The following is a 14,863-nucleotide window of genomic DNA, read 5'->3' on the forward strand; positions in this document are numbered from 1 at the left end:
GTGTAGGCGGATTTTTACCGACTTTTGAGTGGACAACCTCACGAATGAAATTGACACCTGCTTGTACTCTTCGTATTACTGGACAAGATTTTCGCTAAAGCTTCACTGGCAGCAGCCGAAAGCGGTTGCAAGAGATTCTTGCCTCATTGTTGTAAGCCAACACTGACTTTCATGAGTCCCGGTCCCAACACATCCTCAATTCAAGGAAGAAGAAAATGGCAGTTATTAATGGCACAGCTGGCGCAGATACATTAACCGGCACCTCTGGGGATGATGAGATCAACGCCCTGGGCGGCAACGATGTGATCAAGGGCTCTGCTGGCGCGGACAAAATTGATGGCGGTGCGGGATCAGATACGGTTGATTACTCGGCATCCAATGAAGGTATCAGCATAGATTTGCGCCTGGGAGCTGGACTTGTTGGACGCGGTGGTGACGCAGAAGGGGACACGCTCAATGGTATCGAAACCGTCATAGGTTCCGCCTACAACGACGTCTTCAACGCCGGCCCGTACACCATAGCCACTGCGGTACGGCTTGAAGGTGGTGCTGGCGACGATATCTACAACATCAACATGGGGTACACCCCCACCATCATCGAGCAGGCCGGTGGCGGCAACGATGAAGTCCGCGTATCGGTAATCAACCCTAACAGCACCTTCCTGGCCGCAAATGTCGAGCGTCTGACCTACGTCGGCACTGGCGCCTTCACCGGATACGGCAACGATAGCGACAACGTCATTACCGGCGGCTCGGGTAACGACACCCTGTACGGTGGGGCGGGCGCGGACCGGTTCATCGGCGGTGCCGGTTATGACGGTGCGGGTTATCTCGACAGTAAAGAAGCCGTAAGCATTAACCTCAAGACCGGCGTTAACTCGGGTATCGCGGCAGGTGATACCTACAGCGATATCGAGGTGATCAGAGGCTCGAATTTCAACGACACCTTCATTGGCGACGGTAGCGGCATGGATTTCGACGGTGGTGCCGGGGTCGACACTGTCGACTACTCGGGTTCGACTGTTGGGGTGAACATCAATGTTCGTACCGGAACGGGCACTGCCGGAACAGGTGGAGAGGCGGAAGGCAGCACGTTGACTGGCATCGAAACCGTCATAGGTTCCGCCTTCAACGACGTCTTCACCGCCGGCCCGTACACCATCGCCACAGGGGTACGGCTGGAAGGTGGTGCCGGCGACGATATCTACAATATCAACATGGGATTCACCCCCACCATCATTGAGCAGGCTGGTGGTGGCAACGATGAAGTCCGCGTATCGGTAATCAACCCTAACAGCACCTTCCTGGCCGCCAATGTCGAGCGTCTGACCTACGTCGGCACTGGCGCCTTCACCGGATACGGCAACGATAGCGACAACGTCATTACCGGCGGCTCGGGTAACGACACCCTGTACGGTGGCGCGGGTGCGGATCGATTCGTCGGCGGTGCCGGTTATGACGGTGCGGGTTATCTCGACAGCAAGGAAGCCGTGACCATCAACCTCAAGACCGGAGTGAACTCGGGTATCGCGGCAGGTGATACATACAGCGATATCGAGGTGATCAGAGGCTCAAATTTCAACGACACCTTCATTGGCGATGGTAGCGGCATGGATTTCGATGGTGGTGCCGGGGTCGACACTGTCGACTACTCGGGTTCGACTGTTGGGGTGAACATCAATGTTCGCCTCGGAACGGGCACAGCCGGAACAGGTGGAGAGGCCGAAGGCAGCACGTTGACGGGTATCGAAAACGTCATAGGTTCCGCCTTCAACGATGTCCTCACCGCGGGCCCGTACACCATCGCCACAGGAGTACGGCTGGAAGGTGGTGCTGGCGACGATATCTACAATATCAACATGGGGTACACCCCCACCATCATCGAACAGGACGGTGGCGGGGACGATGAAGTCCGCGTGTCGGTTGTCTACTCCGGCGGCACTGTGCTGGCGGCCAACGTCGAGCGCCTGACCTACGTCGGCACCGGTGCCTTCAGCGGATATGGCAATGATAGCGATAACGTCATTACCGGCGGCTCGGGTAACGACACCCTGTACGGTGGCGCGGGTGCGGATCGATTCGTCGGCGGTGCCGGTTATGACGGTGCGGGTTATCTCGACAGCAAGGAAGCCGTGACCATCAACCTCAAGACCGGCGTGAACTCGGGTATCGCGGCAGGTGATACCTACAGCGATATCGAGGTGATCAGAGGCTCGAATTTCAACGACACCTTCATTGGCGATGGTAGCGGCATGGATTTCGATGGTGGTGCCGGGGTCGACACTGTCGACTACTCGGGTTCGACTGTTGGGGTGAACATCAATGTTCGCCTCGGAACGGGCACAGCCGGAACAGGTGGAGAGGCGGAAGGCAGCACGTTGACGGGCATCGAAACCGTCATAGGTTCCGCCTTCAACGATGTCCTCACCGCGGGCCCGTACACCATCGCCACAGGAGTACGGCTGGAAGGTGGTGCTGGCGACGATATCTACAATATCAACATGGGGTACACCCCCACCATCATCGAACAGGACGGTGGCGGGGACGATGAAGTCCGCGTGTCGGTTGTCTACTCCGGCGGCACTGTGCTGGCGGCCAACGTCGAGCGCCTGACCTACGTCGGCACCGGTGCCTTCACCGGATATGGCAATGACATCAACAACATCATCACCGGTGGCTCAGGTAACGACACCCTGTACGGTGGCGCGGGTGCGGACCAGTTCATCGGCGGTGCCGGATACGACACAGCGGGCTATCTCGACAGCAAAGAAGCGGTGACCTTTAACCTCAAGACCGGCGTGTATTCCGGTATCGCGGCTGGTGATACCTACACCGGTATCGAAGCGATCAGGGGATCGAATTTCAACGATATTTTCTATGGTGGTAGTTCCTCCATGATGCAGGATGGCGCGGGTGGCCAGGATTTGGTTACTTATGAACAGTCCAGCAGCGCGGTGACTATCGACCTGATCAATGGGACCAACATAGGGGAAGCTGCTGGTCATACCTACGCCAACATTGAGCTTTTTCGAGGCAGCAACTTTAACGACACGCTCTCAGGCTCTCGTCTCACGGACACTTTCATTGGCGGTGCCGGGGCAGATGCAATTGATGGCCGCGAAGGTCAAGACAGCGTCTGGTACATCACAAGCGCAGCAGGCGTCTCGATCAACTTGCAGACTCAAGTGAATCAAGGTGGAGATGCCGAGGGTGATGTATTGCTCAACATCGAACGCGTGTTGGGCAGTCACTATGACGATGTTCTGATAGGCGACACTGGCGCCAATTACCTGGAGGGCGGATTGGGCAACGACGTCGTCGATGGCGGAGACGGCAACGATTTCCTCTATGGCGGGCTGATTTCATCGATCGGCCCCTTCACGCTGGATAGCTCGACCAATGGGCCGCAGGCAGACATTTTGTACGGAGGCAGTGGTAACGACACCCTCGTCACGGCAGCCAGTGACGAGGGCAGTCAAGCCTACGGTGAGGCCGGAGTTGACACTATCACAGTGGCACAAGGCATGGCTGATGGTGGTGAAGGCAACGACTTGTTGACCGGTACAGGTGTGGGCTTTCTTTTGTCAGGAGGTCAGGGTGATGACCGACTCGTATTGCGCGCCAGCGGTTTTGCCGATGGTGGTGAGGGGGGCGATACCTACACCATCAATACTTCAACCCTGGTGACGATCCAGGACAGTGGCGTTAGCGGCAGTGACAAATTGATTTTGTCATACATAAACAGCAATGAATTGTTGGCTGATCGCATCGGTGATGACCTCTATCTGCACCGTTCAAGCTTCACTGCAGGGCAGGCACCTCAAGAAGGTGTGCGCCTCGAGAGTTGGTTTGCAGGTTACAACACCATCGAACAGATCCAGACAGCTGATATGCAGCTCATCGGTCTGTCGGGCAGTCAGGATTTGTTTTCATGAACAAATGAGGCAGCGCTCGTCGCTGCCTTATTTTGATCACAACAGGAGGGCCATTCGATGGCAATTACGCGTTCATAATCAATATCGAATGTGTCCCTGGTGCCCGGTATTTGCTTTAGCCGGGCAACAGCGTCTTCAACGTGGCTTCAGGCGAGTTCGGCTGATGCTGCAGAAAGTTGCCGGTCAGCGAATTATCACGCTGCGTGCCATTCTGAGACTTGAGGAGAATTAACGTGTTAGGAGGGAAATGGAGCGGGTAGAGGGAACAGTGCGCCGCTTCCAATCCATTGTAATTAAAGGAATTTATCTCGTATGGGCGGCGATATTAGACCGCATTATGTACCTAGGCTCCGGTCTAGACAAGCCAACTAGGTCCACTGAACGCTGACGACATCCATCGACGGCTAACAATGCATTGAATCACCTGCGCGGACGAACCAGGGATGCGCTGCGAAAAATTGGTGAGCGCACCGGCGTGTCGTACGCTGATGCGCGAGTGGATCGGGCGTGGTGCTAGCGAGCGTCATGCTTTGGCTGCGATCGGTATGAGCGACACGCGCTGTGTTATTGCCCGCGCGAAGACCGCAACGTCGAAATGCGCGGACGCATCCTTGCGTTAGCGCATCGCCATCGTCGCTGTAGCGAAGCGATGCTTTCTCTTAAATTGCGACAGGAAGGACGCCTCGTGAACTACAAACGGATGGAGCGGTTGTACCGCGAACAGCACTGCAGATTCGTCGTCGCAAACCTAAGTGGCATCGTCAGTGATCAACCACCCTTTCAACCGTTCATGACGCGCGCAAAGAAGCGTTGGTGCAGCCAGCGCGGGGTGGCCCAGATAATTGCCGCGCTGATCTTGTTACCCAACCCGGGAACAATGCTTATACGACCCTTGTGGAGTGCGCGGATGCCCGCACGTACTACCGGAGCTGGCTGCATCATCGCTAGCTTCAATCCGAGGGTGATCTTTTGCTGCGCAGCCTGAGCGAATCCTGTGTTGGACATACCTGGGCACAGCGAGGTGACGGTGACGCCATAGCGCTTGAATTCACGGTGCAGCGCATCTCCCAAGCGCAGAACGTATGCCTTGGATGCACCATAAACAGCCATGTCCTCCACACCCCAGAGCGCCAGTAGACTGGCAACCAGCAGGATCCTGCCGTGACCGCGCTGGCGCATGTCGGCGCCGAACAGTCGGGTCATGACGGTGAGGCTGGCGATATCCAGCTGCACCATATCCAGGGTGCTCTGCACCGAAGTGTCCAGGAAGGTGCCTTGTAGCCCGTGGCCGGCGTTGTTGATGAGGATTTCCACCTCAATGCCCCGGTCACGGAGGCTGGAATGCAAGGCCGCGATGGCGGCTACTTCTGACAGGTCAACTTGTTCGGTGATGATTTCCACTCCGTGCTTGTGGCGCAGCGTAGTTGCCAGAGCCTGCAGGCGCTCCAACCGACGCGCGACGAGAATCAACGGATGACCCTTAGCTGCGTACTGCTTAGCAAATTCTTCGCCGAAACCGCTGGAAGCGCCGGTGATCAGGACCCAGTCTGTGTTGTTGCTTGGCATGGTGATAGCTCTGTGCGTGGTGGACGATGTGGCCTGGATCCTGGCTTTCAGGCAAAATTGCAGACCGATGGTCTTTAATTTAAAAGACCATCGGTCTTTTATCAAGCGAGGTAGAGTTTTTCGTATGAATTCGTTCACGCCATATGTCCGCGCACGTTCGGTTGAGCAAAAAGAGGAGCGCCGCCGCCATCTTCTGGCCACTGCTCGCGCGATGCTGGATGACAGTCCGGGCGCGCTTGATCTGGGAATCAATGAGCTGGCGCGCCAGGCGCAAATGACAAAGTCCAACGTCTATCGCTACTTCGAAAGCAGCGAAGCCGTACTGATAGACGTGCTCGTAGAGGAATACTCCGGCTGGCAGGCCGAACTTGGAGTAGCACTGGCACGGGACGGCAAAGCCGAGGCAACTGTCGAGGACATTGCAGCGGTATTTGCGCAGACGTTGGGCGCGCGTCCTTTGCTGTGCCGGCTGACAAGCATCATGCCGTCCATTTTGGAGCGCAAGTTGTCGTTCGAGCGCATGGTCGAATTCAAGCGCAACTTGTTGGCGTTGCGGCATCAGGCTGCGCAGGCCTTCCATGCGCGCTTGCCAGAGATATCGGTAGATGCGTTCGAGGAGGTGATCAAATACGCGCTACCGCTGATCATCGGGTTGTGGCCGCTCAGCAATCCGATCGATGTCGCGGCACAGGTGATTGCGCTTCCGGAGTTAGAGGGGCTGCGCTACGGCTTTCAGCATGATGTCGAGCGCGCCGTGCTGACCTTGATGCGTGGTGCCCGCTGCTGAATGGCTTTTCTCAAACTCCAGCGATGGTCCTGTGGCGATTGGTAGTTGCAGAGGCAGCACAGAAGCTCAATCAAGCCGGTGCGAAGATATGCCGGTGTTGCTCGCTCCCCAGCAGCTTGGGTGTCACATAATTTTTGCCAAGGGTCTTCGTGTCGATGCTTCCGTCCACTCATGGGTCGACGGGGCACAGGGGGACCGAGAACTGGAGGCCACGCTGCCGTGCTAGGCGCCGGCTGTACGTCTATCTCTTCGGTGAATATCGCGGATGGGGCGAAGCATGAGTTATCACCGCTTAATCGAGCTTGCTCGACTGCGGTTTGCAACTTGTCGTGCTTGCAGAGGTAAGCGTCAAGCTCGGCTTCCGCCTGATAGTCGCGCAGGCTAACGTCGTAGGCGACGAGGGCACGGGCCTGGTCACGAAATTCGCGAGCCTCGCGCAGAGAGAGTTCGGGATAGCTGCCAAGCGAAATCCGGGCACGTTGTCCAACCCAAGTGTAGCGGAAGTGCCAGGCTTTGCCGCCAACAGGGGAAACGTAGAGGAACAAACCATCGAAGTCTGCGAGGGTGTAGGGCTTGTCGGAAGCCTTGGCTTGCCGGACGACCATATCTGTGAGCATGCGTGCCAACTCCTGGTGTTGCGAGTTGGATGCGATGTTTTGTTCTCAGGTGGCCTGGTCTTCCAGCAACAATGCGGAACGGGTGTTCACCGCATTTTGTACCGCAAAACGTACCGATTTGTACCGGTAGTCAGTGGATTTCGCTGGACGTCATTGGACTGAAGAAGAGGGGTAATTCAGAACCAGATCAATCACTTACAACGTTCCTTGGCGCTGGGTGGACGTCAGTGGAAAGTTGAAATGGAGCGGGTAGAGGGAATCGAACCCTCAACTAAAGCTTGGGAAGCTTTCGTTTTACCACTAAACTATACCCGCTCTGGTACCTGCTCTGAGCGGCTGACTTTGTACCAGAACCCTGCCTTGATTTGAAGCGCTAATTTCACCGCGCAGCGATTTCCCTCCTGATCACACCCTCGCACACCCCCCGCCAGCTGCACATGCGTGTGGGCTGACGGAGAGGCGTTCACGTGTTTCAGAAGGCGAAAGCATGGTGGCCCTGAACCCGGTTGTAGACGCTGGATGACGCTTTTGCCGGTTGCAGGAAGTTCATGAGCGCCTGTTTCGAGTCGCGGCAGGCGGCCTTGTGTTCCATGTCCAGAAAGTGGCCTGTGGCTTCAATGGTGCTGAAGCTGCAGTTCTGCAGGTATCGGGAGAACTGCGCGGCGTCGTTCGCGGAGGTGTACTCGTCCCAGGCGCCATTGATGAACAGTACCGGGGCCTTGATGCGCTTTCCTGCTGTCAGGTAATTGTCCGAGTCAAGCTCGAGTACCTGACTGAAGTGATAGTGCATCTGGTCATATTCATGACCGTCCAGGCTGCTGACGTGGCGATAGTTGACGCGCTTGAACAGCGACGGCAGGTGTTTGCCGATAGTGTTGTTGATCAGATGCCCCATGTCGTAACGGCTATGTGCGCCGAGGTAGTCGAGGCCTTTGTCCAGGTACTCGCGCATGGCACCGTTGATAACCGGTGAGAACGAGCTGATGACCGCGCTTTCGATGCGTCTTGGTTGATGCGCCAGCGCAACCAGCGTAGCTGCGCCGCCCCAGGAGAAGGACAGAACGTGCTCGGCGTTGAAATGGTCGATCAGTTCCAGCAACAGCTGGCCTTCCTCTTCCCGGGTCAGCGGTGCGCCGTGCACGTTGTGTGGCTTGGACCTGCCCGAGTAAGGCTGGTCATACAGCACCACGTTGAATGTGGGGTAAAGGTTGCGGACGGTCTGAGCAAATGACGCGGTGGTGGCCAGTGAGCCGTTGACCAGAATGATGGTCTTTGCGGCGGCATCGGTGTGATAGAACTCGGTATAAACCCGAAACTGTCCTTGTATGTCCAGCACTGCTTTTTCTGGCGACATAGGTGTAACTCCTGGCGTAAACAGGTAAGCGTGCACATGACGTTGCACGAGTTTCGTGACAGGCAGGCGATAGCCGATTAAAGGCCCATGTCGATCCGATAAGCTGTTCGACAGGTATTGTTATTGGCGGGCAATGTGTCGCGAGCCAGCGGCTCGATACGACAAAGTGTTTCTTGGAATAATGGATTGACTCATCAGTCGCATAAGGACTGACAATCCCAGTCAAGCAGTCGATCCGTTAACCCGCAAGTGTCATTCGTACCTTGTTTGCGTAATCCGCCAAACGGTTGTGACTTTTCAGAACAGGCTGATTTCCGTAGCGTGCAACGCGCGGTAGCTGCCGGGTGCCAAGGCTGAGTCCAGCGCCAGCTCGCCAATATTCTCCCGGTGCAGGCGCAGCACTTTGTTATCGAAGTGACCGAACATCCGTTTCACCTGGTGATAGCGACCTTCGACAATAGTCAGGCGTGCGCTACGTGGCCCCAGCAGGGTTAATTGCGCCGGTTGCGTGGTGATGTTCTCAAATGAAAAATACATTCCAGCAGCGAATGTGGCCGCGTAGCGTTCGTCGATCGGTTGTTCGGTCTCGACGTAATACACTTTGGGCATTTTTGTCTGCGGCTGGGTGAGGCGTCGTGACCATTGACCATCGTTGGTAATCAGCATCAGGCCAGTGGTGTTGAAGTCCAGCCGCCCGGCGATATGCAGCTCGTGTCTGTCAGGCTCGTCCAGCAAGTCGAGGACTGTCGGGTGCTGTGTATCAACTGTCGCGCTGACGCAGCCTTCAGGTTTGTGCAGCATGAAATAGCGGGCAGTTTTGCCGGCTTGCAGTATTTCCCCGTCGAGCGCTACGCAACTGAACTCACGGACTTCGTGGTGCGGGTCGCTGGTTGTTTGCCCGTCTACCTGCACCCGCCCGCTGGCCAGCGCCAGGCGCACGCTTTTGCGATTGAGGCTTGGCAGGTTACTGAGGAAGCGGTCAAGACGCATGGCGATAGTGGCTGACAGGGGATGGGGGGCGCATCTTACTCGTTGATCCGGTCGGCAGGCTGGCCGGATGCGGCCTCCTGGATTCCGGCGCAACGCGGACACAGACACGCCTTGTCGCGAATGTCCGCAGGCAAGGCTTCAAGCAAAGCAGGGTCGATGCTTTCCGAAAAGCACCAGCAGGCCTGGTCTGCCGTACGCGGGTCAGCCAGGCTGCACTGGTTGCTGAAACCGCACAGAGGGCAAAGGCGGGTGTCGTTCATGGCGATTGTCTTGCTCGATGATCGTGGCAGTTGATTCAGGCGCTTCTGCCAATTGGCTATGTTGCAGGGGGATGATAAACCGGTGCGCGGCGCAACAGTGCAGATATTGCTGCGCATCGGCAGTGCACCAGCAACACCCTGTCGTAATGAATGCCCTGTGTCGACAGACTGTTGAACAGGTCGCTCAACGAAGGGGGCGCCTTGCCGAAGCGGTTGCGTACCGTCAGTACATCCATTGGCGTTGGCGGTAACCAGCCCTTGAGGGGCGATGCGTTCGAGTTGCCTACCACCCGTGCAATATCGTCATAGGTTTCGTAACTGGTTGTCTGGAACTTGGACAGGCTGTAGTTCTTAAGCCTGCCAGGCAGCGACGTGCCCGCGAGTATCTTGTCAGTCATCAACAATGGCTCATGCGCGGCTACTGAATACATCAGGATATTTTCCTTTGTATTGGAGATGGCAAACGGCCGGGCATTCTTGTTGACGATACGGTGCAATTTGGGGTCGACCAATTCATAACCATGCGGCGCATAGGTGCGGATCTCCGTGCCGTTGGGGATCTTCACTGTCGTAGCCCAAGGCGTGTAGTACCCGTGGGTGCTGACCACCAGTGTCCGCGCCTGACCTCTGTCCGACGTCCAGAGCAGGAAACGACGGCCCAGCTTCCAGGCATGCACCGGCAACAAACCGGGCGACACTATGCTGGTGATGGTCCAGCGTTTTAGAAGGGCGTCGGTATGAAAGAATTTTTCCAGTCGTGTCTGGCGCGGTTTTAATGGCCGCGCGCCTAAACGGCTGGAGCCTCGTGAGCCACCGGACAACGCTAAAGACGCCCCCGCTGTATGAGCGGCAGGTTTGACGATTTTGGTCAGTGTGCGCAGTAGTCTCGGTGTCTGCGGCCCAAGCTGTAACAAGCCCAGCGATAATGTTGCCAGCAGCGCCTGATTCTTTTCTGCGTAACGACTGCCCGGCAAATTCGCGGAGGCAACGCTCAGTGCAGTAAGGCCGACATCCGCTGCCAGCGACGCTAAAAACGCCGGTGTCAGCAACAGAGACATGGGCACCAGCAAACGCTGTAAATGGTGTAGACGGTCTGTCCAGTACGCCAGCGAAACCTGTTCGCAGGTCACGATCTGCTCCTGTGCATCAGCCAGCGAATTCTGTTTCATGAGTTGATGCAGATAATCGAACGGCGAGCCCTCCAGTTTTTTTTCACACAATGAGTGGTGCAGGGCTTTTCGAGTGTCAGGGTTGTACAGCGCATCCGTCCACGGGCGCAGTATGGAGACGGGCGGGCCTGGTGCCTGAACGCCGGCCCATAGCTTGAACAGGTAGTGCAGACGTTGGTGATGGCGCACGGGAACGTAGCGCATCACGGCTTCACGCCAGTCCGGTTGGGCGGTCTTCAGGTTCAGATAGCGTTCAAGTGCATCGTCGTCCGAAAACTCGATAAAGGCTTCGGGATACCCAGGCTGATAGAGCACCTTCGGTTTACCGGGTTGCTCAAGTATCAACAGCCCGGTGTATTGATATTCCATGCCGTCGAGCAGCGAGCCCTGAACGAAGAAGCCAAGTACCAGCCAGTGATTTGGCGCAGAAGGGGCGAGCGCTTCAACGACTTGATCGAAACCGCTGCGTTTGAGGCTACCGCGCTTCAGGCTGATCAGCGCCTGATGGATAAAGGCTGATCTGAGTGCCTGTTCGATGGCTTCTTTTTGTTGTCCCCAGAACGCTTGAATACGTGTGGTCATCCAGGTCAGAAAATCGAATGCCTTGATATAGTCCTCGAGTGCTTGCGGCGTGATTGCCAAACTCTGGCCCTGAACGCGTACGCCTTGGCCGGTGGTGTCGAGAAAGACCTCTGTAATACCGTCGTGATCAATATAGCCCTGGGGATTATCGACCCGGTAGTTGATCACCAGCGCTTCGCTCAGGCTGATCGGTTTTTCATCGGGCGTGTAAACATGCGTGGGTGGATTGCGGGCTCCGCCCAGCGGGCTGATAGAGTTACCGGATTGATAGGCGATGAACACGTGGTCAGGGTTGAGCGTCAGACCGTGATGTTCCAGCAGATAAGTCTCCATGACCTGCGCAGCCATTCTGGAGGCCGAGGGGATGTGTTCCAGAAGAGCAGGGTTGGTCTGCCAGAGGTCTACCGCCCCGGCCAGCTTGAGGCTGCGCGATACCGTCTTGAGCAGGTCGATGTTCTGGCTGTTGAGCTGTGTCTCGGCGAATGATGCCTGGGTCAGTTCGGTAAAAACGTCTTCTGCGAGCAGCGGCGCGCTGGCAACGATGCCTGCGTCCTGATCAAGCGCATGCAAGGCGTAGCCATAGAGCTTTGAGGCATTCAGGGCCGCCAGCAGCCTGTTGGTCATCTGGTCCGGATCATCGCTGATGTATTCGATGACGTTGCCCTTGGCACTCAGTATGTGAATGAAACAGTGGGAGGTGGTTTTCGACCTGACCTGAAAAATGCCCGGTACCGTTTCGCCGTTGAGTGACAAGATTCGAACCTCGGATTTCTCACCGCGACCGCTCTGTTCCAGTGTCGCTACGTCAGCAGGGAAATCGCTGAGCCCCAGGGCGTCCAGCGTCAGGAAATAGCCGTCGCGGCTGATGTGCCCGTGGAAGAACCGGTGAGCCAGCGCATCCAGAAAACCCAACCGCGACAAGGTGCGGCAGGTGACTGTGTGCCGTGTCCTGAAAGCCTCCAGAGCCATGCTGTAGTCGCGATCCAGCGGTGTCTCGCTGAGCCACTTGAGCACCTGCCTTGCGCTCAGTGACGGGGCTTCCTCGGACAAGGGCGTGTCGGTGATTTCACTGCGATACAGCGCCACGAACTGTTCCGGATCGAAGACCGCCAGTGCTACGTTGGTCAGCGACATGTCAATGCTGTAACGCTCATGCCCCTCGTCGTTCAGTGCGGGCAGGGTCTGCGTGCTGAACGTGATCCGCAGCGTGTCCGGGTCCAGCGTCTTGCCGGTCTTTTGTTCGAGCAGCATGATGAGTTGTTGGCGGACATAGTGTTTTCGAGTCGGCGGGAAGTCCATATCCAGCTGGCAGGCTTCAAGGAGCAAGGCCGAGTTGGCGATCAGCTCGAAGCCCGGGCTTTTGCGCAGTGCGTCGAGCGTGCGCTCGATGCGTGTGGTCGTATTTCGCGTCGCTTGCGTATCGTGCTTCTCGGCCAGCGGCGGCAGTGGCTGTTCACGGGGTGGACGCTGGAGCGCAGGCAGGGCAAAGGGCGCCGAGGCATTGAGCGTATCGTGTCGGCTGTTGCTGTACTCTGGCAGCAGAACGCTTGGCTGTTCCAGTAGAAACGATGAGGCGTGAAGGAGGGGGTCCTGGCGAAGCGGACTCCAGATGTGGTTCATGACGGCTGGTCGAAGTGAGTGGATGCGCACTATGTCGGCAAGGCCGTCCGAACATGACATAACTATGTAGTAGCGGCAGAGCCTTCTAGGCAACAGAGCCGTTTCAGACAGGGCGGCATGTCAGAGCATGCCGCCTTTTCGCTTACATCTGTTGCAAGTGGGCACGCCAGCCGCCGAGATGGCTGATGTCGCGAGCACCTGTCAGGCCGTAGGCTTCACAGATAAACCCGGTCTCCCAGCGACCATCGGCCAGTTGCACCTTACCCAGGCCCAACGGTGCCGGAATGCCGGTCAGAAACGAACCCAGCTCGACACTGGGCAACTCCCAGACTTCCACCTCAATGGCCACACCGTCTTCGGCCACCCGTACCATGCCTGGACGAAATGGCGGGCCACCGGCCAGCGCGAACAACTTATAGTCGGCTGAGCTGTGTGTGGACTCCAGCAAGCGGGCACCGCGTCGCTTGAGCTGCCAGTTCAACGCCAGTCCGTCCAGATGCGCGCCGCAGACCACCAACCGGGCCATATCGTTACCTGCTGCGGTCTTCGGCGCGGGCAATCGAGGCGCTTCACCGCCGATCAAAGGCAGGTCGGTGTGCCGCTGGAAAGCATCGGCCAGGCTAAGCAGGTATTGATCGGTGAATGCCCGTCCGAACAACGTAATGCCCCACGGCAGGCCGTTGCTCATGAAGGCGCTGGGCACGGCGATGGCGGCGTAGTCGAGCAGGTTGACGAAGTTCGTGTAATAGCCCAGCTCAGAATTGCGCAGCACCGGCTCGGCAGCCAGCTCTGCTGACGTTACCGGGCGGCCGATGCTCGGCGTTACCACACAGTTCAGCCCTTCAAGCGCCCGATCGCAAATCGCCTTGAGCGCCTGCAAACGGTATTGCGCGCGAAACGTATCGACCCCGCTGACCTGGGGTGCCTTGGCCAGCACGTCGCGAATCACTGGTAATACCGCGTCGGGATGCTCTTCCATTAATTGTCCGGCTACGCTGTAGCGCTCTGCCACCCACGGGCCCTCATACAGCAGCCGCGCAGCTTCGAGAAACGGCGACAGGTCTACCGTGACAGCTTTGCCGCCCAGCGCAGTGAGATGGGCGATGGCCGCGCTGAACAGCCTCGGTCCTTCGGTACAACCAAAGAATTCCAGATCTTCAGCACGCGGTACGCCGAAGCGAAACGGCCGAGGTGCGCCGAAAGCCGAAACGTCATTCCACTGCGGGTTGTGTCGGCTGTATTCATCGCGCGGATCAAGCGTGGCAACCAGCCCCAGCAACTGGCTGGCTTCCCTTGCTGTGGCAGTAAAGATCGACACGCAATCCTGCGTACGGCAAGCAGGTACGACACCGGCGGTGGAAATCAGCCCCTTGCTGGCTTTCAGCCCCACCAGATTGTTCAACGCTGCGGGCACACGGCCCGAACCCGCCGTGTCGGTGCCCAGCGAAAAGCTACTGACCCCCAGCGCGACGGCCAGTGACGAGCCGGAACTTGAGCCGCCGGACGGGTACTCTTTCAAGACACTGTTAGGGCAGGCGCCATAGGGCGAGCGGCTGCCATTCAGGCCGGTGGCGAACTGGTCCAGATTGGTCTTGCCCATGGGCACCGCCCCCAGCGCGATCAATTGCTCGACGATGGTCGCCGAGCGCTCTGGGGTGTAGGCGTACGCCGGGCAGGCAGCGGTGGTCGCAATGGCGGCCAGATCAATGTTGTCCTTGATCGCGAAGGGCACGCCATACAGTGGCAGGCGATGAATATCGCGATTTTCCAGCGCGGCCAGATAAGGCTCCAGTTCAGCCGGGCTGAGCAGGTGAATGAACAGGTGATAATCCGCGTTGAGCGTTGCGGCTTTTTCCCGTAGCGCCAGAATCAGTTGGCGTGGGGAAGTCTGGCCGGACAGGTAAGCGGTGCGTACGGTATCCAGGCGCAGGTCATTGGGCAGTGCTGTGTCGTTCATGACGCGATTCCATTGAAAGTGAAAAA

At 57.4% G+C, this 14,863-nt stretch carries 8 protein-coding genes, 1 tRNA gene and 2 pseudogenes; 3 read left to right on the top strand and 8 right to left on the bottom strand.

Annotated elements, in window-relative coordinates:
- The first annotated feature begins 215 nt into the window (after positions 1 to 215).
- Both RYB09_RS07820 and RYB09_RS07825 read left to right on the top strand, forming a co-directional pair.
- A complete protein-coding gene (locus RYB09_RS07820) occupies positions 216 to 3,935 on the top strand; it encodes a calcium-binding protein (RefSeq protein WP_316887818.1) in 3,720 nt (1,239 codons plus the stop codon).
- A 458-nt stretch (positions 3,936 to 4,393) separates the two neighbouring features.
- A pseudogene (locus RYB09_RS07825) lies at positions 4,394 to 4,659 on the top strand (IS3 family transposase); the annotation flags it as partial.
- A 56-nt stretch (positions 4,660 to 4,715) separates the two neighbouring features.
- On the opposite strand, the gene RYB09_RS07830 reads toward RYB09_RS07825, so the two are convergent.
- Positions 4,716 to 5,501 carry an SDR family NAD(P)-dependent oxidoreductase gene (locus RYB09_RS07830; protein WP_058400797.1) on the bottom strand — a complete coding sequence of 262 codons (786 nt, stop codon included), beginning with the start codon at positions 5,499 to 5,501 and terminating at the stop codon, positions 4,716 to 4,718.
- Between the two features lie 124 nt (positions 5,502 to 5,625).
- Between RYB09_RS07830 and RYB09_RS07835 the strand changes: the two genes are divergently transcribed.
- Entirely contained in the window at positions 5,626 to 6,288 is a 663-nt protein-coding gene (locus RYB09_RS07835; protein WP_316887819.1) for a TetR/AcrR family transcriptional regulator, read from the top strand.
- 374 nt (positions 6,289 to 6,662) lie between these two features.
- On the opposite strand, the pseudogene RYB09_RS07840 reads toward RYB09_RS07835, so the two are convergent.
- The 7 genes and pseudogenes from RYB09_RS07840 to atzF form a co-directional block, all read right to left on the bottom strand.
- A pseudogene (locus tag RYB09_RS07840) lies at positions 6,663 to 6,905 on the bottom strand (Arm DNA-binding domain-containing protein); the annotation flags it as partial.
- 241 nt (positions 6,906 to 7,146) lie between these two features.
- A tRNA-Gly gene (locus tag RYB09_RS07845) sits at positions 7,147 to 7,220 on the bottom strand.
- A gap of 157 nt (positions 7,221 to 7,377) precedes the next feature.
- Positions 7,378 to 8,259, bottom strand: coding sequence for an alpha/beta hydrolase (locus RYB09_RS07850; RefSeq protein ID WP_316887821.1), 882 nt, complete (start codon positions 8,257 to 8,259; stop codon positions 7,378 to 7,380).
- Between the two features lie 297 nt (positions 8,260 to 8,556).
- Complete coding sequence (locus RYB09_RS07855) at positions 8,557 to 9,249, bottom strand: pseudouridine synthase (protein ID WP_058400800.1); 693 nt, start codon at positions 9,247 to 9,249, stop codon at positions 8,557 to 8,559.
- 35 nt (positions 9,250 to 9,284) lie between these two features.
- Positions 9,285 to 9,509, bottom strand: coding sequence for a cysteine-rich CWC family protein (locus RYB09_RS07860; RefSeq protein ID WP_057402902.1), 225 nt, complete (start codon positions 9,507 to 9,509; stop codon positions 9,285 to 9,287).
- A gap of 56 nt (positions 9,510 to 9,565) precedes the next feature.
- Positions 9,566 to 12,880, bottom strand: coding sequence for a dermonecrotic toxin domain-containing protein (locus tag RYB09_RS07865; protein WP_316887824.1), 3,315 nt, complete (start codon positions 12,878 to 12,880; stop codon positions 9,566 to 9,568).
- A 142-nt stretch (positions 12,881 to 13,022) separates the two neighbouring features.
- Complete coding sequence (gene atzF, locus RYB09_RS07870; RefSeq protein ID WP_316887826.1) at positions 13,023 to 14,837, bottom strand: allophanate hydrolase; 1,815 nt, start codon at positions 14,835 to 14,837, stop codon at positions 13,023 to 13,025.
- Positions 14,838 to 14,863: the final 26 nt, after the last annotated feature.

The organism is Pseudomonas syringae group sp. J254-4, assembly GCF_032586855.1.
GTDB lineage: Bacteria > Pseudomonadota > Gammaproteobacteria > Pseudomonadales > Pseudomonadaceae > Aquipseudomonas > Aquipseudomonas amygdali.